26 protein-coding genes and 1 tRNA gene are annotated in these 26,628 nt (G+C 58.2%); 20 read left to right on the plus strand and 7 right to left on the minus strand.

The features are described 5' to 3' along the window. Positions 1-223: 223 nt before the first annotated feature. Genes tolB through VNL73_05025 form a run of 4 tightly spaced genes read right to left on the minus strand, consistent with a single transcriptional unit; the run spans position 224 to position 3,359 of the window. Positions 224-1,552, minus strand: coding sequence for a Tol-Pal system beta propeller repeat protein TolB (gene tolB, locus VNL73_05010; GenBank protein ID HXF48768.1), 1,329 nt, complete (start codon positions 1,550-1,552; stop codon positions 224-226). Positions 1,553-1,579: 27 nt separating this feature from the next. Next, a complete protein-coding gene (locus VNL73_05015) occupies positions 1,580-2,209 on the minus strand; it encodes a TonB family protein (protein HXF48769.1) in 630 nt (209 codons plus the stop codon). Next, positions 2,206-2,628 (minus strand): biopolymer transporter ExbD, encoded by a 423-nt coding sequence (locus VNL73_05020; protein HXF48770.1) that lies wholly within the window; start codon positions 2,626-2,628, stop codon positions 2,206-2,208. The genes VNL73_05015 and VNL73_05020 overlap by 4 nt, the downstream gene beginning before the upstream one ends. After that, positions 2,625-3,359: a MotA/TolQ/ExbB proton channel family protein gene (locus VNL73_05025; GenBank protein ID HXF48771.1), complete on the minus strand. Its 735-nt coding sequence runs from the start codon at positions 3,357-3,359 to the stop codon at positions 2,625-2,627. Before VNL73_05025 ends, VNL73_05020 begins: the two co-directional genes overlap by 4 nt. A gap of 198 nt (positions 3,360-3,557) precedes the next feature. Here VNL73_05025 and VNL73_05030 point away from each other — a divergent pair, with 198 nt between their 5' ends. Then, positions 3,558-3,740 (plus strand): hypothetical protein, encoded by a 183-nt coding sequence (locus VNL73_05030; GenBank protein ID HXF48772.1) that lies wholly within the window; start codon positions 3,558-3,560, stop codon positions 3,738-3,740. A gap of 78 nt (positions 3,741-3,818) precedes the next feature. Here VNL73_05030 and VNL73_05035 read toward each other — a convergent pair whose 3' ends face one another. Beyond that, positions 3,819-7,367, minus strand: a complete 3,549-nt coding sequence (locus VNL73_05035) for an SBBP repeat-containing protein (GenBank protein HXF48773.1) — start codon at positions 7,365-7,367, stop codon at positions 3,819-3,821. Positions 7,368-7,561: 194 nt separating this feature from the next. Here VNL73_05035 and VNL73_05040 point away from each other — a divergent pair, with 194 nt between their 5' ends. From VNL73_05040 to VNL73_05130, 19 genes are all read left to right on the plus strand, one after another. After that, the gene (locus tag VNL73_05040) at positions 7,562-7,786 is read left to right on the plus strand and encodes an AtpZ/AtpI family protein (GenBank protein ID HXF48774.1); all 225 of its coding nucleotides are present in this window, start codon (positions 7,562-7,564) and stop codon (positions 7,784-7,786) included. A 178-nt stretch (positions 7,787-7,964) separates the two neighbouring features. Continuing rightward, entirely contained in the window at positions 7,965-8,474 is a 510-nt protein-coding gene (locus tag VNL73_05045) for a hypothetical protein (GenBank protein ID HXF48775.1), read from the plus strand. Between the two features lie 45 nt (positions 8,475-8,519). Next, positions 8,520-9,323, plus strand: a complete 804-nt coding sequence (gene atpB / locus VNL73_05050) for a F0F1 ATP synthase subunit A (protein HXF48776.1) — start codon at positions 8,520-8,522, stop codon at positions 9,321-9,323. Positions 9,324-9,341: 18 nt separating this feature from the next. Continuing rightward, complete coding sequence (atpE, locus tag VNL73_05055; protein HXF48777.1) at positions 9,342-9,584, plus strand: ATP synthase F0 subunit C; 243 nt, start codon at positions 9,342-9,344, stop codon at positions 9,582-9,584. A gap of 1 nt (position 9,585) precedes the next feature. After that, positions 9,586-10,068, plus strand: a complete 483-nt coding sequence (atpF, locus tag VNL73_05060) for a F0F1 ATP synthase subunit B (GenBank protein HXF48778.1) — start codon at positions 9,586-9,588, stop codon at positions 10,066-10,068. Continuing rightward, positions 10,065-10,616, plus strand: coding sequence for an ATP synthase F1 subunit delta (gene atpH, locus VNL73_05065; protein HXF48779.1), 552 nt, complete (start codon positions 10,065-10,067; stop codon positions 10,614-10,616). The genes atpF and atpH overlap by 4 nt, the downstream gene beginning before the upstream one ends. A 144-nt stretch (positions 10,617-10,760) precedes the next feature. Then, positions 10,761-12,278 carry a F0F1 ATP synthase subunit alpha gene (atpA, locus tag VNL73_05070; protein ID HXF48780.1) on the plus strand — a complete coding sequence of 506 codons (1,518 nt, stop codon included), beginning with the start codon at positions 10,761-10,763 and terminating at the stop codon, positions 12,276-12,278. Between the two features lie 29 nt (positions 12,279-12,307). Further along, positions 12,308-13,159 carry an ATP synthase F1 subunit gamma gene (atpG, locus tag VNL73_05075; GenBank protein HXF48781.1) on the plus strand — a complete coding sequence of 284 codons (852 nt, stop codon included), beginning with the start codon at positions 12,308-12,310 and terminating at the stop codon, positions 13,157-13,159. 80 nt (positions 13,160-13,239) lie between these two features. Beyond that, positions 13,240-14,703, plus strand: a complete 1,464-nt coding sequence (gene atpD, locus VNL73_05080; GenBank protein HXF48782.1) for a F0F1 ATP synthase subunit beta — start codon at positions 13,240-13,242, stop codon at positions 14,701-14,703. Between the two features lie 78 nt (positions 14,704-14,781). Continuing rightward, positions 14,782-15,201, plus strand: a complete 420-nt coding sequence (atpC, locus tag VNL73_05085; GenBank protein HXF48783.1) for an ATP synthase F1 subunit epsilon — start codon at positions 14,782-14,784, stop codon at positions 15,199-15,201. A gap of 27 nt (positions 15,202-15,228) precedes the next feature. Continuing rightward, positions 15,229-15,846 carry a peptidylprolyl isomerase gene (locus tag VNL73_05090; protein HXF48784.1) on the plus strand — a complete coding sequence of 206 codons (618 nt, stop codon included), beginning with the start codon at positions 15,229-15,231 and terminating at the stop codon, positions 15,844-15,846. Then, positions 15,843-16,997, plus strand: coding sequence for a 1-deoxy-D-xylulose-5-phosphate reductoisomerase (gene dxr / locus VNL73_05095; protein HXF48785.1), 1,155 nt, complete (start codon positions 15,843-15,845; stop codon positions 16,995-16,997). Before VNL73_05090 ends, dxr begins: the two co-directional genes overlap by 4 nt. Then, on the plus strand, positions 16,994-18,052 hold the full coding sequence (rseP, locus tag VNL73_05100; protein HXF48786.1) for an RIP metalloprotease RseP: 1,059 nt from the start codon (positions 16,994-16,996) through the stop codon (positions 18,050-18,052). Before dxr ends, rseP begins: the two co-directional genes overlap by 4 nt. Before the next feature lie 51 nt (positions 18,053-18,103). After that, the gene (gene lepB, locus VNL73_05105) at positions 18,104-18,883 is read left to right on the plus strand and encodes a signal peptidase I (protein ID HXF48787.1); all 780 of its coding nucleotides are present in this window, start codon (positions 18,104-18,106) and stop codon (positions 18,881-18,883) included. 43 nt (positions 18,884-18,926) lie between these two features. Further along, positions 18,927-21,458, plus strand: a complete 2,532-nt coding sequence (locus VNL73_05110) for a hypothetical protein (protein HXF48788.1) — start codon at positions 18,927-18,929, stop codon at positions 21,456-21,458. Continuing rightward, complete coding sequence (locus tag VNL73_05115; protein HXF48789.1) at positions 21,455-22,414, plus strand: PorV/PorQ family protein; 960 nt, start codon at positions 21,455-21,457, stop codon at positions 22,412-22,414. The genes VNL73_05110 and VNL73_05115 overlap by 4 nt, the downstream gene beginning before the upstream one ends. A gap of 65 nt (positions 22,415-22,479) precedes the next feature. Continuing rightward, entirely contained in the window at positions 22,480-23,307 is an 828-nt protein-coding gene (locus VNL73_05120; protein HXF48790.1) for a PorV/PorQ family protein, read from the plus strand. Beyond that, on the plus strand, positions 23,304-24,527 hold the full coding sequence (locus VNL73_05125) for a PLP-dependent aminotransferase family protein (GenBank protein HXF48791.1): 1,224 nt from the start codon (positions 23,304-23,306) through the stop codon (positions 24,525-24,527). The genes VNL73_05120 and VNL73_05125 overlap by 4 nt, the downstream gene beginning before the upstream one ends. A 43-nt stretch (positions 24,528-24,570) precedes the next feature. Continuing rightward, a complete protein-coding gene (locus tag VNL73_05130; protein HXF48792.1) occupies positions 24,571-25,101 on the plus strand; it encodes a YdeI/OmpD-associated family protein in 531 nt (176 codons plus the stop codon). Between the two features lie 65 nt (positions 25,102-25,166). On the opposite strand, the gene VNL73_05135 is transcribed toward VNL73_05130, so the two are convergent. Together VNL73_05135 and hpnE are read right to left on the minus strand one after the other, a co-directional pair. Beyond that, positions 25,167-25,239, minus strand: a tRNA-Phe gene (locus tag VNL73_05135). Positions 25,240-25,266: 27 nt separating this feature from the next. Next, on the minus strand, positions 25,267-26,628 hold a 1,362-nt coding region (gene hpnE / locus VNL73_05140; GenBank protein HXF48793.1), incomplete at its 5' end, for a hydroxysqualene dehydroxylase HpnE.

Genomic DNA, 26,628 nt, shown 5'->3' on the forward strand with positions numbered 1-26,628 from the left:
GGAGTGGAATCTGCTTCGTCTTGTCCCCTCTCCTTGTAGGAGAGGGTCAGGGAGAGGTTGTCTTTCCTCCCCTCCTTACGAAGGAGGGGATTAAGGGGAGGTTGCATTTTCCCCTGCAAAATCCCCCCGATTTTGCAGCCCTCTCAAATTTCCCGCTACACCTCCGCCCAAACTTTCCAAATTCACAACCAAATCCCCGCCATTTTTGTCAACAACGACGGGATTACTGTATCGGTCTTGGAGACCAGACGGGGTTGGAGCAATTTCCCGTCGTCGTAACCTGGCGCAGGCCGGAGCCGTCGTAGGCGACGGTGTAAATATCGTTTGTGCCCCCCTGCTTGCGGGAAAAAACCACGTGGAAGCCGTCCGGCGACCAGTGGGGGTTCTCGTTGAAGCCGGTGGAGGTCAAAACCTGGCGCGGGCCGCCGGTGGATGAAATGACGCAGATGTTGAAATCCCCCTGCTCGTCGGCCGTTGTTCTTCCCACGTAGGCAATGAGGGGGTTGGCGGGATTGGGGGACCAGTCCGGGGAGGCGTTGTAGGTTCCCTCGTAGGTCAACCGGGTGACGTTCAGCCCGTCGGCGTCCGCCACGTAAATCTGCGGGGAGCCGGAACGGTCGCTTGTAAAGGCGATGTATTTGCCGTCCGGCGAAAAAGTCGGCGACGTGTCAATCCCGTCGTTGTAGGTGAGGCGGGAAATCACCTTGCCGGAGGGCTCAATTAAATAAAGCTCCGGATTCCCGTCGATGGTCAGGGTGATGGCGATTCTTTTTCCATCCGGCGACCAGACGGCGGAGGCGTTCAGCCCCTTCTTTGTGGAGACCGGGCGGGCCTTGCCGGTGGAGAGGTCGAAGGCCCACAAATCGGGCGCGCCGGATTTGTAGCTGGTGTAGATGAGCTGGGAGGCGTCCGGTGAGAAGGCGGGGGAGATGTTTATGGATTTGTCGAAAGTCAGCTGGTAGAGATTGTGCCCGTCGTAGTCGCAGACGAAAAGCTCCTTGGTTTTGCCGTTCTGCCGGGCGAAGGCGATTTGGGTGGAGGAGACCCCCTTGTGGCCGGTCAACTGCGAGATGACGGCGTCCGCAATCGTGTGGGCCAGCCGCCGCTCGAACCCCTTGGCGGTCTTGAAGCGCTTCGACATCACGTCCCGCCTTGCGGTGACGTCGATCAACTTCACCTGCGCGGAGACCTCGTTGGCGCGAAAACTCAAGGCGCCGCGCAGAATGAAGCGGGCGCCGACCCGGAACCAGTCGTCAAAGGTGGGGTCGGAGACGGCGAAGATGCGCTTGTAGGTGGAGTCGAAATCCACCACGTTGAAGAAGAGGGAGAATTCCAGGTCGTCTTTGATAATGTTCGGCAGGGCGGAAAGATAGTGCAAATCCTCCACCGGAATCAGCTTGTCCTCCGGCTTGAAATCCTCCACGGCGATGGCGAACGGCTCCTGCCCCGTGGGGGTGCGCTGCAAGGTCAGGCGGATGGAGGTGTCCGGCCTTTGGGCGAATACGTTTACGGTCGTCGTCAAGAAAAGAAGAAGGAAAAGGAGTTTTTTCATCGCAGTCCTTTCAACGATATCAGCTTCCTATTGTTTGAATTCGAGATGGATTCCCAAATACAAGTCGGCGAAATCGGACGGCAGGGGAGGGAAGGGGTCGGAGCTTAAAATCGCCCTCTTGCAGGCGTTGTCAAACGAGCCGAAGCCGGAGGGGGCCTCGATTTGCAAATCGGTGACGCTCCCGTCCTTCTGAATCCGAAAATAAATCACGGTCGAGAGGGGCAGGTCCGAGCGCACCGGGTTTTCCCAGGCCTGGTCGATTTTGTTCAGCATCTGCTCGAGGTAGTAGCTGTAGGGGAAGTTGGCATTTTCCAAAACGGTTTCGCCGAAGGGGGTGTTGGCGGGGGCGGGGGAAGTCGTCGGCTTGGCCTGTTCTTTTTGTTCCGTCTTCGGCGGCTGTTTGGGGGTTTCTTTTTTAGGGGGTTTCAACTTCTCCACCAGCTTGGGGCCGGGAGGGACGGGCTTTTCAATTTTTTTCGGCTTCGGGATTTGGGCTTCGGCCTTGGCTTCCGGCAGGGCGGCCTGGGCGGCGGCGCGGAAGCGGATTTGAATCGTTTGCGAAGGGGGAATAATCAGTTTTTTGGGCGCGGGCCAAAAGGCGAGCGTCAAAATCAACAAAAAATGAACGAGAAAGGAGATGAAATAGGGGTTTTTCACTTAACCTTTTCCGGTTCGGTGACCAAGTCCACCTGGTCAATCCCCAAGGCGCGGATGCGCCCCATTACATTCACCACGAAGCCGTAGGGGACGTCCCGGTCGGCCCTTAAAAAGACCGTTTTGGTTTTTCCGGCCCGCTTGAGCCCGGCGAGCTTTCCTTCGAATTTGGCCAGGGAGACGAACTGGTCGTTGATGAAAATCGCCTGCTTTTCGGTGATGGAGACCACCGTGCCGGTGGCGGCGTCCTTGGTTCCCGCGGCGGCCTTGGGCAGATTCAGCTCAATCCCGGACTGGAGCATCGGGGCGGCAATCATAAATATTATCAAAAGCACGAGCACCACGTCTACCAGATTGGTAACGTTGATATCCGCCATCAGGCGGTAATCGGAACGGCCGCCGCTTTCCAGATTGACGCTCACTTGCCGCTTTCCTTCCAGAAGGCGGTCAAAAGTTCCAAGGCAAAACTATCGGTTTGCACGGCTATCTCCTTCAACCGGCTGTTGCAATAGTTATACCCCATCACGGCGGGAATTGCGGCGGCCAGCCCGACGATGGTGGCAATCAAGGCGGCGGCGATGCCGGGAGCGACCACGGCCAAGGTGGCCTGTCCGCGGATGCCAATCGAGAGAAAGGCATCCATCACCCCCCAGACGGTTCCAAGCAGGCCGAAGAACGGAGCGCTGTTGCCGGTGGTGGCCAGAAAGGAGACGTTTTTTTCCAGCTTGGCGATCTCCTCCTGCGAGACGCGCTTCAAGGTTATGGCAATCGTGTCAACGTCGTCCTTGGTCAGGTACCCCTCGCTTTTCGCCGGGGCATCCAGCTTGGCGGGGTGGGGGTTGCCGACCGGATTTCCCAAGGCGTGGCGGCGGGAGAGCTCGTCCCTATCCTTGGCCCCGTACTCCAGCATGCGGGAGAGGGGGGTGCCGCGCATGCCGGAGAGGTTGGTGTACACCTCCGACAAACTGCGGCGACGGCGGAAGATGTTCAGGAAGCGTTCGGACTCCAGTTTCACCCGCTTGAACTGCCCCAGCTTGATTACGATGACCCCCCAGGAGACCGCGGACATGAAGACCAAAATGGCCAAAATGATTTTGGAGAAGAAATCGGAACCGGTGACCAACTGCCAGACTTGATTGTCCAACAACAGCATAAAAGTCCTCCTCGAAGGCCTATAAATAGAAAGAACGCCCAAAAGGTCAAGGAAAACTTTTTTGGGGAGCGGCAAAAATAACCCTTGACGCCGGTTTTGAGGCCGATATATTTCCGGCCTGCTTTAATGGTAGAAGATAGGATGACGGGAAAATGTGTTTTTCAGGAGGCAACTTAATCGAGGAGGTGAGCTTTTAGAATGAAGCGTTTCTTTGTTGTACTGATGATTTCGCTTTTGTGCTTGGCTTTGGTGGGCGGCTGCGGCAAGAAGCAGGAAGAGCCCGCGATGGAACAGCCCGCGCAGACGATGCCGGACACCACCACGCAGACCATGCCGGACACCACGGTGATGCAGGATACCACCGCCGGCGCGACCAAGTAATTTCCTCCGGCGATAAAAAACGAAAACGAGGCCCGTTCGGGCCTCGTTTTTTGTTTGGGGATTCCAGCGGTTTGCCCGCTAACAGGGGAGGGGGCTGTCCAGGAACACTTTGTTCAGCTCCAACACGATATCCGCCGGGGAAAGATTGCCATCGCAGTTGACGTCCGTGAAGCAGTGAGCGCAGTCGCCGCTCCCCAAGAAGACGCAGGTTAACATCAAAACGACATCCGCCGGTGTAAAGTTCACGTCGCCATTCAAATCCCCCAACCCGGAACACAACATATGCACGACTTCCCCCGTCTGGATGGCGGGGTTGAAATCGAACACGATGGAAGCCCGGTTGCGAAGGAAGGTGCGGACCGGAAGATTCGGTTTGGGTTTAATCCAATAGTTCAAGAACCATTCCCCTTCCGGCGGCACCACGTTGGGGGCCAGCATAATGTTGGCAAACTGGGCGGTCAAAACCTGCCCGTTCAAGCTGTAGCTGAAATTTCCTCGCAAGGAGGAAGAATCAATTCGCAAGCTGGAAAGATCCAGATTGGTGTCCAGCGTGTCGGTGATGAAAACGTTCACGGCCGAATCGGTGGCCTGGGCCTTGTTCTCGAAAAGAATGGTGTACTGGATGGAATCGCCGAAGCCGGCAATCGGGATTGGGTAGACCGGGCGAAGCGTATCTTCCTGGGGGAGTTTGGCCAAAATGAAAGCGCCGGCGGAAGTTTTATCGTTCGGGTCCCAAGAGCCGCGCACGGCGCCGGAGTAGCCGCGGACGCCCTTGGACTGACAGTTCAACAAAGCATCCTCCACCGCCCGGCGGCCGATGGCGTTGCGGCGCAAGATGCGGTCCATCTGCTCCAGCCGCTGATTCCCCTGCAACTGGCAGATGCTGGCCGCCATGTTCGAGCGTTTTTGGTCCCAGTTGCGCATAAACTCGCCGACAATCGTTTCCAAACAGCTGCGCATCGCGTCCACTATGCCGACCCAACCGCTTAGGGGATTCAACTGATTGGCCACCTCCTTCAAAATTCCCTGGGGGGTGGCGGCCTGCTGAGCCTGTTCCAGTTGATTGGCCAGATTCTGCAGGACATTTTCCAAAAGGGTAACGTTGCTGGGGTCGGTCAGGTATTGGGCGACCGACTGGCAGGCCGTGCCGATGATTACCTCTTTAATCAAATCCTTGAGCTTATCTTTTGCCACGCCGGTGGTGCCATCCACCGTCACCTGCTGGCCGGAGCCGAAAATGACAAACTCGTCGTCATCCAAGCGGCGAGGGGCTATTTTGGGAAAAATCACCCGTTCCGGTTTGACTTTCCAGCCGTCCGCCAGCCAATAGGATTGGGCGACATCGAGGGGGACTACCCAAGCCCGCACCGTATCTGCGGAATCCCTTTGGCTGGACCAGATGGTGTCGCCGGTAAGAGTCATCAAGCGGGCTTCTATGGCGCCGGGAGCGGGGGGCTTCAACTGGTACAGTAAAAATCCTTTGGTCGAGCCGGCGTTTTCGCACAACAGCTTGCCGAAGCGCTCCACCCCGATGGAAAAGCCGTTGAAGCCGACCGAACGGAGTTCCGGCAGAACCAAGGAGATCAAAAGATACACCCCGCGCGGGTATTCGGACCGCTCACCGTTGGCCCGTTCAGCCACCAAGTCATACCAGCCCAGGTCCGTTTCCTCGAATTTGAAAAACGCTTTGAGCCGGGTAGAATCAATCAAGTTTACCGTATCGGCCAGGATCGTATCTCTTCCCGGGCCGCTCTCCGAGCGGACCAGAAAGACCTCCGGATCGGAGGTCAGGGCGCGCAAGGCGCCGCTGGAAAACTGCTGGCCGGTAATTTCCAACGTGGCGGTATCGCCGGTGATCACCTCGTCCGGCGAAACAGAGAATATCAGAATGGTATCTCCCCCGCCGATGCCCTGCAGGTAAAGAGTTTTCAGCGGCAGGGCCGGGTCGTTGGAGGGGATTTTGATGCTGTCCAAAACGGAACCCAAGGCCGCGGGGGCGAAGCGAACCAGAAGGTGGCAGTCATCGGTAGTGTCGAAGGGAGACAAGCTCTGTCCGGAGCAGCCGTCCGTTATCAGGGAGAAGGGGGCGCTCGGCCCGATGATGCTGCCCAAGTTTAATTCCTTGGCCCCGGAATTCAGAACGGTAAGGGCCAGCGCGGCCGTATCTCCCGGCGTCACGTAACCGAAGTTTAAAGAGGAAGGGGTAACCGAAAGGTGCGGGTTCTGGCTGTATTTAATGGTGACGTAATCCCAGAGGTTGCCCGGAATTTTGCTTCCGCCGGTTACATACACATTGCCCACGGCATCGACGGCCAGGCCGCTCGGCCGGTCGTTTTCGTTGCCGCTGCCGTTGAAACGAACAACCCACTGCTGGACCCCGGCGTTGCTGTAGCGAAGGGTGGTGTAGTCGTCGGCGGCGTTGAAGGGAAACCCGACGTACCCCCTTCCGGTTACGTAGACGTTTCCGGCGGGGTCCGCCGCTATCGCCGTTGGAAAATCGTGGGGAATGTTCCCCGGGCTGTTATACAGGTTTACCCATTCTTGATTTCCCGCGGCGTCATACTTGATGGTGGCGAAGTCCTCGTAGGCCGGAAAGCCGCCCGCATCCGCGTGGCCGGTCACGTACGCGTTGCCAGCCCCATCCAGGGTCAGGTCAATGCCGATATCGTTGCCGTTGTGGTAGCGGCGCACCCAAACCGTGTCGCCGGTACTGTTATATCGAATGGTGGCAAAATCGTTAGCCGTGCCGGAGCCGATGCTCTGGCCGGTTACGTATACATCGCCCGACGCACTGACGGCGATGGCTTTGGCCTGGTCCGTGCTGTTTCCGGTTCCGTTGTAATGGCGCACCCAAGCGGTATCGCCGTTGGGGAGGTATTTGACCGTGGTATAGTCGATATTCGAGCCAACATTATAGCCCCAACCGCAGACATACGCGTTACCGGCTCCATCCATCGCCAGTTCCGCCGCCTCGTCCAAACTGTTTCCAGGCCCATTATAGCTCCGTGTCCAGAGCAGGTTGCCATTCGAGTCGTATTTGATGATGAGAAAATCCCCACCACCGGTTCCGGCGACATAGACGTTGCCGGAGGCATCCAACCCTATTCCCTTAGGCAGGTCACAGTTGGCCCCGCCGCTGTTATGCCGCCTCACCCAGAGGGTATCCCCGGAAGAGTTGTATTTGATGGTTACAAAATCCGAGCAAGTGCCGAAGCCGACGCTCTGGCCAGCTACATAGACATTGCCAGCGCCGTCCACAGCGACGGCGTCCCCCTGGTCAACGGCGCTTGAAAAACTGTAGCGGGCGGCCCACAACTCGTTTCCGCTCGGATCATATTTTATTGTGGCGATGTCCGTGCCTGAGCCGGAGGCATTGCTGCCGCCGGTGACGTAGACATTGCCGGAAGCGTCCACGGCGAGCGCATTAGGATAATCGTCCACCAAAGCCGGACCGTCGTAATTTTCACTCCAGGCGGTATCCACTTGGGCTTTGGCGTTCGGACCCAAAAAACAGAGAAGGCAGAGGAGAAGACAAACGGCCAAACTTGAAATGCCCACACGCTTCGGTTTTAAATAGCCGTGCCGTGGACCCAAGAGCAGGGGTGCATTAATCCCGTTTTGAAACATCTCTGTCCTCCTCTTTTAGTTCGTGACTATGCGGTGATTTACCCGGTTTTTGGCCGGGACTGCCCTCACTGGAAAAATTACGCAGATTTCGGAAAATTGTTGGAGGGGCGGTTATTGCCCATTTTAGGGTGGACGGACAAAAGGCTTGACAAGAATTTCCAAAAACCTATACTACGGAGCTTAGCCGGGGTCGCGTGGAGAAAAGCCCCAAAAAATGGAAGGAACTACGCCGGGCCGGATATCTGGCCGCCATTCCGGCGCTTTTGGCCATCGGGCCGATTTTGGGATGGTTTTTGGGGGACTTTCTGGATGGGAAAATCGGCACCGGCCCTTGGCTATCGTACGCCGGCATCTTAGTCGGATTTGTGGCGGCGGGACGGGAAGTGTACAAGCTGGCAAAGAGAGCCGGGGAGGAGTAAAAGCGATTCGTGAGCCCTGCCCTCTTGCAGCAGTTCGAAGCGAGGAAAGGTGAGCGGAATTCAAAATGCGCCTCACCCCCCGGCCCCCTCTCCGTAAACAGAGAGGGGGAGTTAAAACAGGTTGGTTCGGGAGCGGAGCTCCCTCACAACTTTAAGAATTCGGTTGGGTGAAAAATAAATGATCGTTCCGGAATTCATAAAACGGGTCACGGTTTTAAGCGCCGTTTTGTCGGCGGTGGCTTTTTTGTTTCTTTCGGTTTATTACCAATTTCCGTTTGCGTTGGCCTTTCTTTTGGGTGGGTGGTGGAGTTCTCTCAATCTGCTCGCTTTAGCGTTTATGGTGCAGCAGCTTTTGCGGACAGGACCGATTGACTGGACAACCGCGTTGGCCTCGATATTTATCAAGCTGCCACTTTTGTACGGGGTGGGGTTTTTCCTGGTGACTTGGAATTACCTTCCCAAGATGGGATTGGTAGCGGGGTTTTCGATCGTGTTTGCGGTCATCATTTTAAAGGGGTTGGGGCGGATGCTTTTGAAACTGGATGAGAAAGATGCACCTCACCCCCTGACCCCCTCTCCGCAAAGCAGAGAGGGGGAATTAGGCAGTTCGGGAGCGGATCTCCCTCACAAAAATCGTAGATGGCATAAGGAGGGGAACTTGATTTCGGGCGAGGCGTTCCGGGTATAATTTTTTTGGGTGAGTTAGAGAAAAAAATCACAAGCGACAGGTAGGATGATTTTAAACCTTTTAGACGAAACGGTTAAGCACGAAGAGGAAGTGAGCGAGCTTCCCAATATTCTGACTTTGATTTTCGGCCACCATCCCCACTCGGCAATCGGGAAGTTTTTGATTGAATACCAGAACATCTTCTTCGCATGGGTGGTTGCCGGGCTCATTTCGCTCGCCTTTTATCTGGCGTACCGAAAGCGGGAGATGGTTCCGGGGGGGCTTCAGAATCTCTTGGAGCTGGCCGTGGAGGGGCTGGACGGCATCGTCACCGGCATTTTGGGAAAGGACGGGCGCAAGTATCTGCCGTTTTTGGGGACACTCTTCCTCTACATCTTATTAATGAACTTGTTCGGGCTTATTCCCGGGTTGATGTCCCCCACGGGCGGGCCTTCGGGCGTGAACATCACGATGGCCTTGGCCATCTGCGTTTTTTGCTACGTGCAGTACACGGCCATCACCCGGCTCGGGCCTTTGAAATACGCCTATCATTTAATGGGGGAACCAAAGGGAGCCGTCGGCTGGTCCATGGTGCCTTTGATTTTGCCGGCGCATTTGGTCGGCGAAATCGCCAAGCCGATGAGTTTGGCGTTCCGGCTTTTCGGAAACATCACGGGCGAGGATATTCTGATTTTCGCCTTCGTGGGGCTGGGCATCGCCTTGACCAGCTTTCTGCCGGTCGGCGTTCCCCTGCAAGTGCCGTTTCTTTTTATGGCCCTTTTAACTTCCACCATTCAGGCCTTGGTTTTCACTTTGCTTTCGACCGTTTACTTTTCGCTCGTGCTGCCGCACGGGGAAGTTGAACATTAAACAAAAAAAGGAGGAGAAATGGATTATCACGTAGCATTAGCGTTCGCGCTGCCTTTGGCCATCGGCGTGGCGGCCATCGGCTCCGGGCTGGGCTTGGGGCGCGCGGTTCAAGGCGCCTTGGAAGCGATCGGCCGGCAGCCGGAGGCGTACGGCAAGATTTTGACCGCCATGATTGTAGGGGCGGGGCTTTGCGAAGCGCTCACCATCTACGCGCTCATCGTGTTCTTTATGATGCGCTCGGCCATCGTCCCGGTCGGCTAAGATGAACTTAGTCTGGCAACAGGTCCTAACCCAGATCGTCGGGTTCCTCATCGTCCTCTGGGTTTTGAAGCGGTTTGCTTGGAAGCCGATTTTAACGCTTCTCGAAGAGCGGCGGCAGAAAATCAAATCGGAGTTCGAGGCGGCCGCCCAGAAAAAGGAAGAGGCGAATCAGCTCCTCTCCTCCTACGAAGCGAAGCTGAAGGAGATTGACGCTTTGGCGCGGGCCAAAATCACCGAGGCGGTTGCCGAGGCGCAGAAAATCGCGGCGGAAATCAAGGAGGAGGCGCGCAAGGAGGGGCGGGAGCTGGTCACCCGTTCCCAGGCGGAAATTCAGCGGGAAATCGCCAAGGCGAAAGTCCAGTTGAAAGAGGACATGGTCGCCATCAGCTTGACGGCGACGGAGAAAATCATCTCCCAGAAACTGGACGAGCCGGGGCACCGGCGGCTGGTGGACGAGTACTTGACCCGGATTGAGCAGGTATGAGAAAAGTCGGCGAGGAGCGGATTGCCCGGCGGTATGCCGTGGCGCTTTTCCGTGCGGCGGGCGGCAAGCTGGACATCTACTTCGACGAAGCGAAGCATTTTTTGGAAATCTGGCGAAAGGAGCCCTCCTTTTCACGCCTGCTTTTGGCGCCGCATCTTTTGACCGAGGAAAAAAAGGAGTTTCTGGAACGTTTCTTTGCGGGAAAGGTGGAGCCGGTCTGGCTGGGGTTCTTCGGGCTTTTAATCGACAAGGGGCGGATTGGCTATTTTCCGCAGATAGCGGAAAACTTCATCCTCCTTGCCGAGGAGGCCAAGGGAATCATGCGGGCGCGGGTGCAGACGGCGGTGGCGCTTGGCTCGAAAGAGGCCGAGGCGTTGAAGACCAAGCTGGAAAAGAAGACCGGGCGGAAAATTTTGCTTTTGCCGGAGGTGAAGCCGGAGCTTTTGGGGGGGATGGTCGTGATTTTGAAAGACCAAATCATCGACGGGAGCGTGCGGCAGCGGCTAAATGAGTTGAAAGAGCAGCTGCTGGCTGTAAAAGTTGCGTAGGCAGTAGATCGTAGCGCGCAGATCGGAGCGGGCGATCGCCAGTTGCCCCTACGCGGTAGTGTTGAAGTAGTGCAAGCTGTAGCAGGGCAATTCGTGAATTGCCCGTACAATTAAAGTGAATTTGATGATGGAGGTGAGATAAAGATGGCGATAAAGCCGGAAGAAGTAAGTTCGATTCTGCAGAAGGAAATCAGCCAGTATCAGACCCGGCTGGAGATGGAGGAGGTGGGAACCATTCTCCAAGTCGGCGACGGGATCGCCCGGGTGTGGGGGCTGGAGAACGTGATGATGAGCGAGCTGGTGACCTTTCCCCACGACATCGTGGGGATGGTTTTGAACCTGGAGCAGGACAACTGCGGGGTGGCGATTTTCGGCTCCGACCAGCAAATCAAGGAAGGGGATTCCGTCCGCCGCACGGGAAAAATCGCCCAGGTTCCGGTCGGCGACGTGATGTGCGGGCGGGTGGTGAACGCGCTCGGGCAGCCGTTGGACGGCAAGGGGCCCATCGTCACCGATAAGTTTCGTCCTTTGGAAGGGCGGGCCGCGGGGGTTACCGAGCGGCAGCCGGTGAACCAGCCGGTGCAGACCGGGCTCAAGGCGATCGATTCCATGATTCCGATCGGGCGGGGCCAGCGGGAGCTTATCATCGGGGACCGGCAGACCGGCAAAACGGCGGTCGCCATTGACACCATCATCAACCAAAAAGGGAAAAATCTGTTCTGCATTTACGTCGCCGTGGGCCAGAAATCCTCCACCGTGGCGCAGGTGGTGAAAACGCTTTCCGACAACGGGGCGATGGATTACACGACCGTAGTGGTCGCCTCGGCCACCGACCCAGCGCCTTTGCAGTACATCGCCCCCTACGCGGGATGCGCCATCGGTGAGGAGTACTGCTACACCGGGCGGGATGCCTTAGTGATTTACGACGATTTGTCCAAGCATGCCCAGGCGTACCGGCAGCTTTCGCTTTTGCTCCGCCGACCGCCGGGACGGGAGGCGTATCCAGGGGACGTTTTCTATCTGCACTCCCGCCTTTTGGAGCGTGCAGTAAAACTTTCGGATGAAAAAGGAGGCGGGTCGCTCACCGCTTTGCCGGTCATCGAGACGCAGGCGGGGGACGTTTCGGCCTACATTCCCACCAACGTGATTTCCATCACCGACGGGCAGATATTTCTGGAGTCGGATTTGTTTTACGCCGGGATCCGGCCGGCCATCAACGTGGGGATCTCCGTTTCGCGCGTCGGCGGCAAGGCGCAAACCAAGGCGATGCGGAGAGTGGCCGGGCGTTTGCGTCTCGACTTGGCCCAGTACCGGGAGCTGGCGGCGTTTGCCCAGTTCGGCTCCGATCTGGATGAGGCGACGAGGGCGCAATTGACCCGCGGGGAACGCACCGTCGAGATTTTGAAACAGGGACAATACGAGCCGTTTCCCATCGAGCGGCAGGTGATGATTATTTTCGTAGCCACGCACGGGTATCTGGATGATTTGCCGCTCGAAACGGTCAAGCGGTTCGAGCAGGAGTTTTATCCCTTCATGGAAAAGGAATACCCGGACGTGGTGCACACCATCGCCCGCACCAAGGATATGGACAAGGCGACGGAGGCAAAACTGGACGAGGCGGCCAAGAAATTTCACGACCGGTTCAAGGCGGGGCTTAAGTAGGTCGTAGAGCGGAGAACGCAGGTCGGGAAATGCAGTCGATACGGGACATAAGAAGGCGGATTCGGTCGGTTTCCTCCACCCAGCAGATCACCAAGGCGATGGAGATGGTGGCGGCGGCCAAGCTGCGTCGCGCTCAAGGCCGATTGGCGCAGGCGCGGCCGTACGGCGAGAAGGCGGAGGAGATTTTGAAAAACCTCTCCGGAGCGGCGGCGGAGGTTTCCCATCCGCTTTTGGAAGTCCGGCCGGTCAAAAAAACCGTTCTGGTGGCGATCGCCTCCGACCGGGGGCTCTGCGGGTCGTACAACGCCAACGTCATCCGCCGCGCGGAGGTTTTTCTGAAGGATTACAATCCGGAGAACTGCGAGCTGGTTTTGGTCGGCAAAAAAGCGTTCGACTTCTACAAAAAGCGGAAGTGGAACGTGCGGAAGGTTTTTACCGATTTCGGCGGGAATCTGAATTTCGCCAAGGCGAAAACACTCGCCACGGAATTGATGAAGGCGTACGAAAACAAAGAGGTGGATCAAATCGTTCTCCTATACACGCGCTTTTTATCCACCAGCACCTACCGGGTGCATCTGGCGCCGTTTTTGCCGCTCGTGCCGGAGAAAAAGGGGGAGGTTTCCGGGGATTACATCTTCGAGCCCTCTCCGGCGGAGATTTTTCAGCATCTTGTTCCCCGGTTCTGTTTGACGCGGGTCGTTCTGGCCTTGGCCGAATCGTTCGCCTCCGAACACGGTTCGCGGATGATTTCGATGGGAGGAGCGACACGAAACGCGGGGGAGATGATCGATCATCTCACGTTGGTTCGCAACAAAGCGCGCCAGGCCTCGATAACCAAAGAAATTTTGGAAGTGGTCGGCGGGGCGGAAGCTTTACAGTAGCGGTGGAAGAAAAACAGGGTTATATTGGTTTAAATTTTTAATTCGAGGAGAAGGCAATGGCGGATGCAGTTGAAGAGACGATGGTGAAAACGGAAAAGACGGGAAAAACGGGAAAGGCGGACGGCAAAAAGGCCGGCGCCCTCGGAAAAGTGGTGCAGGTGATCGGCCCGACGGTGGATTTGGAGTTTCCTTCCGACCAGCTTCCGAACATTTTGAACGCCATCAAAATCGAAGACCCGGCGCACGGGATTGATTTGACCGTGGAGGCGGCCTCGCACGTCGGGGATAATTTGGTGCGCTGCGTGGCCTTGGCTTCCACAGACGGTTTGGTTCGGGGAATGACCGCCTACGACACCGGCGCGCCGATTTCGGTGCCGGTCGGCGAAGTGACCTTGGGCCGGCTTTTCAATCTTTTGGGGCAGCCGCTGGACGACATCGGACCGATTCCGGATTCGGCCAAAAAGTATCCGATTCACCGCCCGGCGCCGCCCCTTTCCGAGCAGGAAACCAAGGCAACGATGTTCGAGACCGGCATCAAGGTCATCGATTTGCTCGAGCCGTACGCCAAGGGGGGGAAAGTCGGTCTTTTCGGCGGCGCCGGAGTCGGCAAGACCGTAATCATCCAAGAACTCATCCGGAACATCGCCACGCAGCACGGCGGCTGCTCGGTATTCTCCGGCGTGGGGGAGCGAACCCGCGAGGGGAACGATTTGTGGCTGGAGATGAAGGAATCGGGCGTTTTGAAAAAGACGGCGCTCGTCTTCGGGCAGATGAACGAACCGCCGGGGGCGCGGCTGCGGGTCGGCTTGACAGGCCTCACTATGGCCGAATACTTCCGGGATGAAGCCGGGCAGGACGTTTTGCTTTTCATTGACAACATTTTCCGCTTTGTGCAGGCGGGTTCGGAAGTATCCGCGCTTTTGGGCCGGATGCCCTCCGCCGTCGGGTATCAACCGACTTTGGGTACCGAAATGGGGGCTTTGCAGGAGCGAATCACCTCCACCAAGACCGGCTCGATTACCTCCGTGCAGGCGATTTACGTGCCGGCGGATGATTTGACCGACCCGGCGCCGGCCACCACCTTCTCCCATTTGGACGCCACCACCGTGCTTTCGCGGCAGATTGCGGAACTGGGGCTTTATCCCGCCGTGGACCCGCTCGCTTCGACTTCGCGCATTCTGGACCCGAATGTAATCGGGGAGAACCATTATAATGTGGCGCGGCAGGTGCAGAAGATTTTGCAGCGCTACAAGGATTTGCAGGATATCATCGCCATTTTGGGGATGGACGAGCTTTCGGAAGAGGATAAAATCACCGTGGCGCGGGCGCGGAAAATCCAGCGCTTCCTATCGCAGCCGTTCTTCGTGGCGGAGGCGTTCACCGGGCAGCCGGGGAAATACGTAAAAGTGGAGGACACCGTGCGGGGGTTCCAGATGATTGTGGACGGGAAGATGGACGAGATTCCAGAGCAGGCATTCTACATGGTCGGGCCGATCGAGGAAGTGTACGAAAAGGCGGAGAAATTAAAGGCGGGGGCGGTCTAATAGAGAAATTTGGGGTCAGGGGATTTTTTTCCCCCTCCCCGCCCAGATTCCTCGCTTCGCTCGGAATGACAAATTAGAATGTATCAACTTTCGATTGTGACGCCGGACCGGGTTTTTTATGAAGGGGAGGTTGCATCCTTGACCGCTCCGGGAATGGCCGGATATTTGGGGGTTTTGACCGGGCATGCGCCGCTTTTGACCCCGCTGGCCACGGGCAAACTGACTTTTCGTGATGCTTCAGGCAAAAACTTTTTGGCAGCGCTTTCCGGCGGATTTTTGGAGGTTTCCAAAAAAGGGGTCATCCTTTTGGCCGATTCCATCGAGTTCCCGAACGAAATCGACCGGCAGCGGGCGGAACGGGCGGCGGAAAAAGCGCGCCAGCGGCTGGCCAAAAAAGAGGGGATCGACATTCCCCGGGCAACCGCCTCACTCAAACGGGCGGAAAACCGGCTGGCGGTGGTGCAAGAGGCAATGCTATCCGCCAATGCGGCGGCATAGGAAAATTTTCAACCAAATGGAGGCAGCATGAAGACGATTCTTTTGACCGTTCTGGCGGCCGCGGCGATTTTCGCCGGCTGCAAAAAAGAGGAGCAAAAAACCGAACAGAAGATGGAGGCGACCGCCGAAGTGCAAACCCCAGAGAGCAAACCCGCACCGGAGGCCGCCATGCCCTCGGATACGGCCAACCCCCAAGTGATTTTGGAGACCGATTCCGGCACCATCGTTCTGGAACTCTTTCCCAAGGAAGCGCCGGTTACGGTGGAAAACTTTTTGAAACTGGTGAACCAAAAATTTTACGACGGCCTGATTTTTCACCGGGTGATTCCCGGTTTCATGATCCAAGGGGGGGACCCGAAGGGGAACGGATCGGGCGGGCCGGGCTGGACCATCAAGGGGGAATTCGGAGCGCGCAAGCATGTTTTGGGGACGCTTTCGATGGCCCGCACGGCGGACCCGAACTCGGCCGGGAGCCAGTTTTTCATCTGCGTGGCGGCCGCCCCGCACCTGGACGGGCAGTACGCGGCCTTTGGACAGGCGATTTCCGGCGCGGAGGTGGCGGTCAAAATCTCCACCGTGCCGCGGGACGGGATGGACAAGCCGCTTTCACCGATTCATATCAAGCGGGCGTATCAAAAGAAGTGAGGTCCATAGCGGTTCTGGGGGCCACCGGCTCCATCGGGACACAAACCCTGGAGGTGGCTTCGCGTTTCCCCGATAAAACTCGGGTTTGCGGACTTGCGGCCGGAGGGAATCTTACACTTCTGGCCGAGCAGGCGCGAGCGTTCGGCGTCAAAAAAGTCGTCCTGAAGGACGAAAAAACGGCGGAGGAGTTCCGCCGTTTTGGTTTTTCAGGGGTGGAGGTTTGGAGCGGCATCGACGGACTTTGCCGGCTCACTTCGCTTCCGGAAGCAGACACGGTGGTCAACGGACTGGTCGGTTCGCTCGGGCTGCGGCCCTCCCTTGCCGCTTTGGAAGCGGGGAAACGGCTTTGCCTGGCGAACAAGGAGGCGTTGGTGATGGGGGGAGGGCTGGTTTTGGCGGCCAGGGAACGGGGCAAGGGGGAGTTGGTTCCAATAGATTCCGAGCATTCAGCCCTCTTTCAATGTCTGTTGGCCGGAAAAGGCAAGGAAGTGCGGCGGGTTTTTTTGACCGCCTCGGGCGGGCCGTTTTTCTCTTGGCCGAAGGAGAAGATGCTGGCCGCCCGTCCGTCGGAAGCCCTGAAGCACCCCACATGGACCATGGGGAAGAAAATCACCATCGATTCGGCCACGCTTTTCAACAAGGCCTTGGAAGTCATCGAGGCGCACTTCCTTTTTGGTTTGGCGCCGGAGCAGATTGAGGTGGTCGTTCATCCCCAATCCATTGTCCATTCGTTGGTAGAATTCGCCGACCGCTCGACTGTCGCGCAACTGGGGCCGCCGGATATGCGTATTCCAATACAGTATGCTTTATCGTATCCAGAGCGATGGGAAAACCCATCTGTTTCCTTCGGACCGATGAGCTTTGGCCAATTGAATTTTGCGCCGATCGACCACGATAAGTTTCCTTCCGTAAAAATGGCGTATCGCGCTTTGCAAATGGGCGGGACGGCGCCGGCGGCGCTGGCGGCGGCGGATGAGTGCGCCGTTGGGCTGTATCTGGAAGAGAAAATCAGCTTCGGCGAGATTTTTGAACTGGTTGAAGAGACCTTGCAGGCGCATAGGCCGATTGAATCCCCCACGGTGGAGGAAATCGAGGGAACCGAGCGGTGGGCGCATTCGTTTATATCCGATAGAGTAAAAGTGAACGCATGACAACCCTTTTAGCGACCATTTTTGTTTTGGGACTTTTGGTATTCGTCCACGAGCTGGGGCATTTTTTGGCGGCCAAGCGGGCAGGGGTGCGGGTGGAGCGGTTTTCGCTTGGCTTTCCGCCCAAGCTTATCGGGAAGAAAATCGGGGAGACGGAATATATGATTTCCTGGCTCCCGCTCGGCGGATACGTCAAGCTGGCCGGGGAGTCCTTGGACGAGGAAGAAAGCAACCAGCCGTACAGCTTGCAGGTCAAGCCGGCCTGGGTGAAGGCAATCATTTTCGCCGCCGGGCCGTTGATGAATTTCCTTACCGCCTTTCTGTTGCTCTGGGGGGTTTTCTACGTCAGCGGGGATGTGGAAATCGACAAAAGCAAAATCGTCATCGGCACGGTGGCGCCCGGCAGCCCGGCGGAGCGTGCGGGCATCAAGCCGGGGGACATTATTTTTTCCCTGAACGGGGAGCGAATCGGGCGGTTCGACTCGCTGGCGGAAAAGATTTATTCCCTTCCCGGGCAGGCGGTTGAGCTGGCCTGGGTTTCCGGAAACGACACCCTCCGTAAAACCCTCGTTACAATGAAGGAGGAAAGCTACAACGAAAAAGGGGAAAAAATCTTCGTGGGGCGGGTGGGCATCCAGCAGGCGTTTTCGCGCAAGCCGGTCGGGTTTTTCACCGCCGGGGAGCGGGCGGGAATCACCACCGTGGCCTTTACCGGCCAAGTTGTCCGTTTCGTTAAAGGGCTTTTCACCCGGGAGTTTTCGCTCAAGTCGGTGGGGGGGCCGGTGTTCATTTCCAAAATCGCCGGGCAGGAGGCCAGCCGGGGGTTTTCGTCGCTTTTGTTCTTCACCGCTCTTTTATCCGTCAATCTGGCCCTCTTAAATTTGTTTCCCATCCCGGCCTTGGACGGAGGGCATCTTTTGTTTTTGGCGATCGAGGGGATCATCCGGCGGCCGATTTCGGTCAAGGCACGGGCCATCGTCACCCAAATCGGGTTCGGGCTTTTACTTTTGCTCATTGTTTTCGTAACTTACAACGACGTGATGCGGCTTTTTCAGTGAAGCTTTACGCCAAAACTTTACGTATAAAAAATAGATGAGCCAAGGAGCGTTATGAGCAAAGGGTACGAAGGAAAAAAAGAGCAGTCCAAAGCGGACCGTTTCTGGTACGGGGTCTGGGACTGGATTAAATCGTTGGCCATCGCCATCGTTCTGGCCCTGGTCATAAAAACCACGCTCGTGGAGGCGTACAAAATCCCCTCCGGCTCGATGGAGAATACGCTTTTGGTGGGGGATTTTCTTCTGGCCAACAAGTTTTTGTACGGCGCCAAGCTGCCGCTTCTGCCGTATCATCTCCCTGCCCTGCGGGAGCCGGTGCCGGGGGACGTCATCATCTTCAAGTATCCCGGCGACGGCAAGACCAACTACATCAAGCGGCTGATTGCCACGGAAGGGCAGACGGTGGAAATCGTCAACAAGCGGGTTTATGTGGACGGCAAGCCGGTCTCGCTGCCGCCCGAAGGGAAAACCGACCCCGGGCCGATTTTGCCGCACTATCCGGGAGGGGCCTACGCCCCTTTTTCCTTCAACCAGTTCGACGGGAGCACGGCCTACAACCGGGACAACTTCGGGCCGTACCGGGTGCCGAAGGGGGGGCTTTTTGTGATGGGGGACAACCGGGACAACAGCTTTGATTCCCGCTTTTGGGGACCGGTGCCGAGGGAACTGGTGATGGGGAAGGCCTTGGTCATCCACTGGTCGTGGGAGCGCTCGGACGGAGACCCGGAAATCAACTTTGCCAAACCCTGGACGGTCGGGACGGTTCTGGCGTACGACTTGTTCCATCTCCCCTCGCGGGTGCGCTGGGGGCGGCTGGCGAATTTAATCAACTGAAGCCGGTTTTCCGTTTAGGCGGCTTCTTTCAACGACCTTTGGCTTGAGAAAAAACCTCTCCACAAAAGCGCTGGCGGCGGGATTTTTTTTCCTTTTCGCCGCCGAGCTTTCGGCCGTCCCGCGCACGATTCAGCTTTTTGACTCCACGCGCATTGCGGGGAACAGCATCGTGGAAATCGTGGCCACTTCGAGCGGGGTCTGGCTGGCGACGGAGCGGGGAATTGCCTACACCACGGACAACGGCATTACCTGGCAGAATTTCGACCGGGACAACACCGGGGATCTGCTTTCCAATGAAATAGCGGCGCTCGGGGTATGGGGCGATACGCTCTGGGCGGCGACTTCCTTCACCCGGGTTTTTGGCAACGAGACGGAGGGATTTCAGTCGGTTCCCTTCGGAACCGGCTTTGCCGTAACGAGGGATAAGGGTGTCACTTGGAACCACTATACCCCCGACCAGGATTCCGGGGCGGGGATGCTGGCGTTCGATTTATCCTTTTCCGATTCGGCGGTCTGGGCGGCCTCCTTTTTCGGCGGTCTGGTCCGCTCCACGGACGGCGGGGCGAGCTGGATAAACGCCTTTCCGGATTCGCTGGCTAAGTTTGATTTCGAGACGCAGAGTTTCATCAACCGGAACAACCGGTTTTTTTCCGTGGCGGCGGACACCTTCCGCACGAACGACACCATCGTGGTCTGGGCCGGGTCGGCGGCGGGGCTGAACAAATTCACCTACCTCCCTCGCCGGCTGGAACTGGCCGACAACCGGATTTTCGACATTGCGTTCGACGGGATACGCCACTGGTTCGGCACGGCGGACGGGCTTTCCTATTCACCGGATACGGGCAAAAGCTTTGTCAGCCTGGATAAAATTCTGTTTCCCGGCGCGGGGGCTTCCTCCGCCCTGTATGCCGACGGCAGCCAGATTTTAGCGGCTTTCACGGACGACGACAGCTTGCGGGACGGAGCGGGACTTTTCCGCTCCACGAACGGAGGCGCGAGCTGGTTTTTGACCAGTCCCGGCTTTATCGGCACGGGCCGGGTGGTGCGGCAGATTATCCGGGTCGGCACGACCTTGTACGCTGCCTGTGACGCGGCCGGGCTTCAGTACAGCACGGACGGGGGACAAAACTGGCAGAGCGTACTTTTGGCCAGCACGGCCACCGACAGTTCCGCGACACTGAAGAAACAGCAATTTCTTTCGGTGGCACCCTTCGGTCCCAACAACGACACACTCGTGCTTTTGGGCGGGACGCGCTTCGGGCTGGCCACCATGATATTTCCAAACTTCAGCACCCGGCCGGACAGTTTTTCCTCAATCACCTATATGCTGGCGGATACGAACATTGGCATTACGGACACCTTGAAAGGGAACCGAGTTGAGCGGGTAGCGGTGGGAAAGTTCAAAGACACGTTGACCTTCTGGGCCATCGGCCATCCGGACGCTTTTCCGGAAGGGTTTTCGGTCATCCGTTCCATCGACACCGGAAAAACCTGGGCGAACCGCTTTAACGGAATTCCGGCCTACAGCATCGTGTTACAGGATTCGGCCTTGTGGCTGGGGGTTTTTGATTCGCTTTTGTTTTCCGGCAATAACGGAGGAAATTTCACTTCGATTTTGGTGCGGGACACGGTAACCAAGCTTTCTTTAGCCCGGCGGAGCGTGCGGGCGCTTTTGGCGGATTCAAATTCGGTCTGGGCGGGGACCACCAACGGGGCGGGGTTTACCACCGCCGATTCGGGGCAAAATTGGGGGGTTTTCCGCACCGAAAAAGAGGAGGCGCACCAAGTCAAACGCTACTTTTTCAGTTTGACCAACCCCACGGTGCCGGGGAACTTTGGCGTGGTATTGGGGGTGCAGAAAAGCGGCGCAAACAAGGCGGTCTGGGTCGGGTCGCACGTCACCGATTTAGCCGGGGAGCGGAGCGGGGTGGCCTGGAGCTTGGATGACGGGGCGACCTGGAACGTCCGTTTTCTGGATACGCTGGCCTGGAATTTTGCTTTTTGGGGAGATACAGTCTGGGTGGCAACCTCTTCCGGACTTTTGCGCAGCCCGGATATGGGACAAAGCTGGCAGGCCGTTCCGATTGCCGGGGTGGATGCCTATTCCGGAGCGCCGACTTCCTTTTCCTCTGCGGTGGAAATTCTTTCCGTCCGGCAAACCGGGCCGGATACCATCTGGGTCGGCAGTACGGATGGGGCGGCGGTTACCTTCAACAACGGCCAGGACTGGAGAATTTTCCGGCGGTTTCTCTCAACCGGTACGGGCCCGGGGACGGCCGGGGCGGATCTGTATGTCGCGCCGGTGCCGTTTTCGCCACAACGGGAATTGGGAATTTGCCGGTTCCATTACCGGCCGGCGCAAAATTCCAACGTAACCATTGAGATTTTTGATTTTGCGATGCGGCGGGTGAAAACCGTCATCGAAAACGCCCCCCGGCAGGGCGGGGTGCAATATGACACGGACAGCTGGGACGGGAGGAACGAAAAAGGGGACGTGGTGGCGAACGGCACCTACTTTTTCCGCATCGACTTTGGCGGGAAAAAGAAATGGGGAAAGCTGGTGGTTTTGAAATGAAGCCGGGCATTTTCGCTTTGTTTTCGCTTGCGATATTGCCGGCCGCCGTATCGGCCCAGGACGGAGGGTATGCCGGGTCGGAACTGCGGATCGGGTTGGGGGCGCGGGCGGTCGCCTTGGGGGAGGCGTTTGCGGCCGTCGCGGACGACGGGTCGTCCCCCTTTTTCAACCCGGGGGGGGCGGCCTGGATAGAGAAGCGGATGTTTTCCGCCAGCTACCGGGTTTTGGAGTTCGACCGGAAACAGGGGTATCTATCGCTCATCTTTCCCCTACGCCGAGAGGCGGGAATCGGGTTTTTCTGGGTGCATTCCTCCATCGGGGATATTATGGGGCGGGACGACATCGGCCAACCGATCGGGGAGCTCTCCGACCACCAAAACCTGTTCGGGTTCAATTTTTCCAAGCGGTTTACCAAGCGGTTTTCGCTGGGGGCGAACATCGAATATTTGCAAAAAGTGGTGGCGGGGGTTTCGGCCTACTCGCTGTCGTTTGATTTGGGGACGCAGTACCGCTTCAAGGACATCCAGATGGGGAGCACCACCATCCCCCTGGGGGGGCTGAAGGTCGGCGGGGCGGTGGAGAACATTTTTGCCCGGCTGCAGTTCAACTCCAACAAATACTACGGGCAGTTCGGCAGCCCGGGGAACACCACCACGGACACGCTCCCCTTGAATTTTCGGGCCGGGGCTTCCTATCTTTGGCGGGAGCGGCTTTTGGTCGCTTTGGACGTGGAGAAAAACAGCAAGCAGAAGGCGTTTTTCCACGCCGGGGGGGAGTACACCTTCCGAAAAATTCTGGCCGTGCGGACGGGGTACAGCCACGGGCAACTTTCCTTCGGCGCCGGCATCCGCCAACCAATCAGCCCCAAGCAGGCGGTGCGGCTGGATTACGCTTTCAAGGCCTCGGCGATTTCCGAGCGGGGGGACCACCTTTTCAGTTTGCAATTTGAGTTTTGATGCTTAACTTATAGAAGATGAAACGGGCTTTCTTTTTCTGTTTCTTTTGTTTCAGCACGGCAAGTTTGACCAAGGCCGCCTCACCGGTGGCCTTTACTTTTTTGAGCGTTTCCCCCTCCGCACGGGGGGCTTCGCTCGGCGAGGCGATGACGGCGGTCGGGGGGGATGTTTCCTCCGCTTTCTGGAACCCGGCTTTGCTTTTGAGCACCAAGGGGAGCACGTTTTCGGCGCAGGAGAATTTTTTCATCCAGGGAACCGACCACACGTACCTTTCCTTCGGTATCAAGCAGCCGAAATGGGGGGTGGGAGCTTCCCTCAATTTCCGGCACATCGGGGATTTGGAACTGCGGCAGAGCCCCAGCTCGCAGCCGCTCGGCACTTTTTCGGAAAACGAGGCGGCGCTTTCCGCTTCCTTCGCCTATGCCGCGACCCCTTCGTTTTCCGCCGGGGTTTCCGGCAAGATTTTGTATCAAAAACTGGAGGCGTACGACAATTTCGGCTCGGGGATGGATTTGGGGGTTTTTTACCGGATGAACGGGCGGCTGGCTTTCGGCGCTTCGATTCTGAATGTCGGGCCGGATTTTACGCTGGTTTCCGAGCCGTCCCGGCTGCCGCTTTCGTTTCGAACCGGGGGGAGCTTTGTCTGGCGGGAGTTTCTTTTTGCCTCCGACATTCTTTTTCCGCGGGGGGACGGGGCGAAAACGGGGTGGGGGGTGGAGCGGAGCATCCGCAACCTGACTTTGCGGGCCGGGTATCAAACCGGCCATGACGAGAAAAACTTTTCGGCCGGGCTGGGAATTGCGTACCGGAACTTTCGGCTGGATTACGCCTTTGTGCCGTATCAGTCGGATTTGGGGTCGGCCCACCGGTTCGGAATCGTGGGGGAGTTATGAAAACCTTGGAAGCAGACGTAGGAAGAGCGTTTGACTGGACGAAATGGGCCAAGAGCCGCCCGGCGGTGGAGTTGGAAATTTCCATCATCCGGGAAATGCTCAAGGTCAGTTTAATCCCCGGCGTGATTTCCTTCGGCGGAGGGCTGCCGGCCTCGGAACTTTTTCCGACCGACGAACTGGCGGCGGCCTGTTTGGCGGTTTTGAAAAAACACCCGGCCGATTCGCTGCAGTACTCCCTTTCGATGGGGGTGCCGCTTATGCGGGAGTTTTTGGCGGCGCGCGTTTCGGCCAACGACCATCCGACCAAGGTGGACAACATCTTCGTGACCGGCGGCAGCCAGCAGGGGCTGGATTTAATCGGGCGGCTTTTTTTGGAAAAAGGTTCCTATGTCATTTTGGAAAGCCCGACTTACGTGGGGGCTTTGCAGGCGTTCAATTTTTACGGCGCGAAGTACTGCCCCTTGCCGATGGATGAGGAAGGACTGGTCGTTGACCGGCTCGAAGAGGCCATCAAAAAATATTCGCCGCGGCTCATCTACGTCGTCCCGAATTTTCAAAACCCCTCCGGGCGGACGCTTTCCTACCGGCGGCGGGTGCAGTTGGTCGAGATTGCGGCGCGGCACAACGTGCCCATCGTGGAGGACAACCCGTACGTGGAGCTGCGCTATTCGGGACAGACCCTTCCGTCGCTTGCCTCCATGGCTCCCGATGGAGTAATTCAACTGGGCACTTTTTCCAAGTTGATTTCGCCGGGGCTTAGGATCGGCTGGATTTGCGCCCCGCCGGAGATTAACAAATTTTTCGAGAAGGTGAAGCAGGCGGTGGATTTGCACACGAACACCTTCTGCCAGTACGTCATTGCGGAGTTCGCCAAAGACGGCGCGCTCGACAGGCACATCGATAAAATCAAGAAGGAATATGCCCGACGGCGGGACCTCATGCTTTCCGCGCTGGAAGAGAATTTTCCGGCCCACGTTACCTGGACGCACCCGGAAGGGGGGCTTTTCCTCTGGGCGACTTTGCCGGAGGGGGTATCGGCTTTAAAACTTATGCCGATCGCCGTTGAGGCGAAGGTGAGCTACATTCCCGGCGGGCCGTTCTTTGCCGAGGGGGGCGGGGAAAACACGATGCGGCTCAACTTTTCCAACGCCACGCCGGACAACATCCGCGAAGGGATGCGCCGCCTGGGAAAGGTTTTGCACGAGCACGCAAAAATTTAACGCGGAATTTTACCACGCTCTTTGAGCGCAATTTGAAGTAAGTATGCCGACAATCCGTTGCAAAGCCAAACCGTTCAAAATCGGCTCATGGACCCTTCTTAGACTGCCGAAGAGCGCAAGCGCCAAACTTCCATCCCGAGGCATGACCATGGTTGAGGGAAAGCTAAACGGGTTCCGCTTTCAGGCTGCGCTCGAACCGGACGGAAATGGAAGCCACTGGTTCAAGATCAACAAAACCATGCGCGAAGCCGCAGGCGCAGACACGGGCAACACGGTAACGCTCGTGTTTGATCCGGCCCGGGACTGGCCGGAACCCAAGGTGCCGGCGGATTTTAAGAGCGCTCTTGCGGCCGACCCACGGGCGCGCACCCTCTGGATGGATATCACGCCAATCGCGCGGTGGGACTGGATCCGCTGGATAAGCGCAACCAGACAACCGGAGACCCGCCGGCGCCGGATCGAAAACGCCTGCTCAATGCTCAAGGCCGGAAAGCGGAGACCCTGTTGTTTTAACCGCAACCTGTGCGCCGAACCCTATGTATCGAATAACGGGGTGCTTCTTGGGCCGCGATAAAAAAAGGAAGGAAATTTTTTGGTCTTGCCCCGGGGAAACTTGCCGAACGGGGCCAAAAAATAAAATGCCGCAGGCCGGAATCGAACCGGCGACACACGGATTTTCAGTCCGTTGCTCTACCGACTGAGCTACCTCGGCGCGGGGTCCGGGCGGACACGCACCATTTTAGAACACCCCCGCGCCCGCGTCAACTGCGCCCGGCGCCCCCACGATCGCCTGCCATGGCAGGTCCGGCACCCGGATCGCCTCGGCACGCCCCTCGGCCGCCAGCACGCGCTCCGCCGCGCGATAGCCGCTGCGCACCGCCCCCTCCATCGTGGCCGGCCAGCCGCTCCGAACCCAATCCCCGGCGAGGAAAAGATTCCGGATCGGCGTCTCGCACGGGGGGCGCAGCGCGTCCACGCCCGGCACGGGCGAGAACGTAGCCCGGGCCTCCTTGATCACGGCCGCCTTCACCACCTGCGCGCCAGCCGTCCCGGGAAGGGCGGCCCGCACCTCCGCCTCCGCGATCTCCAGGATCTCCCGGCGCGAGAGCGGCAGCCAGTCGCGCGAGGCGCTCACCACCAGCCCGAGATACGTCCCCGGGCCGTCCCGGCCGAAGTCCCGCGTCTTGTTGAACGCCCAGTGGATCGGTCGGTCCACCAGGGCGACATGGTCCAGTGCGGTGACCTCGCGATCCCACCACAGGTGCACCGCGCTGATCGGGGAGACCTCCAGCCGGTCCCAGGCGCGAACGGAGGGATCCGCCGCAACGGGCTCCGGAAGCAGCCGCCGGGCCTCTTCGAACGGCACGGCGCTGATCACGTAGTCCGCCTCCAGCCGGCCGTCATCCAGCTCCACCCCGGTGACGGCGCCTTTCTCCACCCGGAGCGCTCGCGCGGCGCAGCGGAAGGCGACGCACCCACCCGCTCGCCGCACCGCGTCCACGCAGGGTCCGTACAGCTCCCGCAGCGGAACGCGCGGCACGCCCATCTCGTACGCCCGCGGGTGTCCGAGGAACCCCTGGCGGAACACCTGGAAGGCGTAGCGCGTGCTGCATCGCTCCGGCTCCTCGTTGAGCGCGCTCACCACGATCGGCCGCCAGAAGCGCGCCACGCCCTGCGCCGTCTGATGGTGGGCGCGGAGCCACTCCGCGAAGGGCAGATCCTCCTTCGGGGCGGGAGCCCGCAGCATCGCCATCAGCCCCGCGGCGATCCGCCAGCGGTCCGCCGCCGCCAGGAAGCCGAGGCGCATGAAGGAGGGCATCAGGTGAAACGGCGCCGGCAGCCGACTGCCGCGAAGCGCCCACACCCGCCCGCGCCGGTCCAGAAACCGGATGCAGGAGACCCAGCGGATCCGGTCCTCCACGCCGGCGTGCGCGTAGAACCGCCGGAGGTTCGTACAGCACCCCATCAGGATGTGCTGGCAGTTGTCCACCGGCTCGCCGGTGTCCTGCGCCTCGTAAGAGGACGCCCGGCCGCCGGGGATCGACTTCCGCTCCAGCACGTGAACCCGGAAGCCGCGCTGGGCCAGCGCCGCCGCGGCGGC

Source organism: Verrucomicrobiia bacterium, from assembly GCA_035574275.1.
Lineage (GTDB): Bacteria > Zixibacteria > MSB-5A5 > DSPP01 > DSPP01 > DSPP01.

Excerpts from the sequence above, each read along its gene's own strand:
- tolB (HXF48768.1), bottom strand. The coding sequence starts at position 1,552 with ATGAAAAAACTCCTTTTCCTTCTTCTTTTCTTGACGACGACCGTAAAC.
- VNL73_05025 (HXF48771.1), bottom strand. The coding sequence starts at position 3,359 with ATGCTGTTGTTGGACAATCAAGTCTGGCAGTTGGTCACCGGTTCCGAT.
- VNL73_05030 (HXF48772.1), top strand. The coding sequence starts at position 3,558 with ATGAAGCGTTTCTTTGTTGTACTGATGATTTCGCTTTTGTGCTTGGCT.
- VNL73_05035 (HXF48773.1), bottom strand. The coding sequence starts at position 7,367 with ATGTTTCAAAACGGGATTAATGCACCCCTGCTCTTGGGTCCACGGCAC.
- VNL73_05045 (HXF48775.1), top strand. The coding sequence starts at position 7,965 with ATGATCGTTCCGGAATTCATAAAACGGGTCACGGTTTTAAGCGCCGTT.
- atpB (HXF48776.1), top strand. The coding sequence starts at position 8,520 with ATGATTTTAAACCTTTTAGACGAAACGGTTAAGCACGAAGAGGAAGTG.
- atpE (HXF48777.1), top strand. The coding sequence starts at position 9,342 with ATGGATTATCACGTAGCATTAGCGTTCGCGCTGCCTTTGGCCATCGGC.
- atpF (HXF48778.1), top strand. The coding sequence starts at position 9,586 with ATGAACTTAGTCTGGCAACAGGTCCTAACCCAGATCGTCGGGTTCCTC.
- atpH (HXF48779.1), top strand. The coding sequence starts at position 10,065 with ATGAGAAAAGTCGGCGAGGAGCGGATTGCCCGGCGGTATGCCGTGGCG.
- atpA (HXF48780.1), top strand. The coding sequence starts at position 10,761 with ATGGCGATAAAGCCGGAAGAAGTAAGTTCGATTCTGCAGAAGGAAATC.
- atpG (HXF48781.1), top strand. The coding sequence starts at position 12,308 with ATGCAGTCGATACGGGACATAAGAAGGCGGATTCGGTCGGTTTCCTCC.
- atpD (HXF48782.1), top strand. The coding sequence starts at position 13,240 with ATGGTGAAAACGGAAAAGACGGGAAAAACGGGAAAGGCGGACGGCAAA.
- atpC (HXF48783.1), top strand. The coding sequence starts at position 14,782 with ATGTATCAACTTTCGATTGTGACGCCGGACCGGGTTTTTTATGAAGGG.
- VNL73_05090 (HXF48784.1), top strand. The coding sequence starts at position 15,229 with ATGAAGACGATTCTTTTGACCGTTCTGGCGGCCGCGGCGATTTTCGCC.
- rseP (HXF48786.1), top strand. The coding sequence starts at position 16,994 with ATGACAACCCTTTTAGCGACCATTTTTGTTTTGGGACTTTTGGTATTC.
- lepB (HXF48787.1), top strand. The coding sequence starts at position 18,104 with ATGAGCAAAGGGTACGAAGGAAAAAAAGAGCAGTCCAAAGCGGACCGT.
- VNL73_05115 (HXF48789.1), top strand. The coding sequence starts at position 21,455 with ATGAAGCCGGGCATTTTCGCTTTGTTTTCGCTTGCGATATTGCCGGCC.
- VNL73_05125 (HXF48791.1), top strand. The coding sequence starts at position 23,304 with ATGAAAACCTTGGAAGCAGACGTAGGAAGAGCGTTTGACTGGACGAAA.
- VNL73_05130 (HXF48792.1), top strand. The coding sequence starts at position 24,571 with ATGCCGACAATCCGTTGCAAAGCCAAACCGTTCAAAATCGGCTCATGG.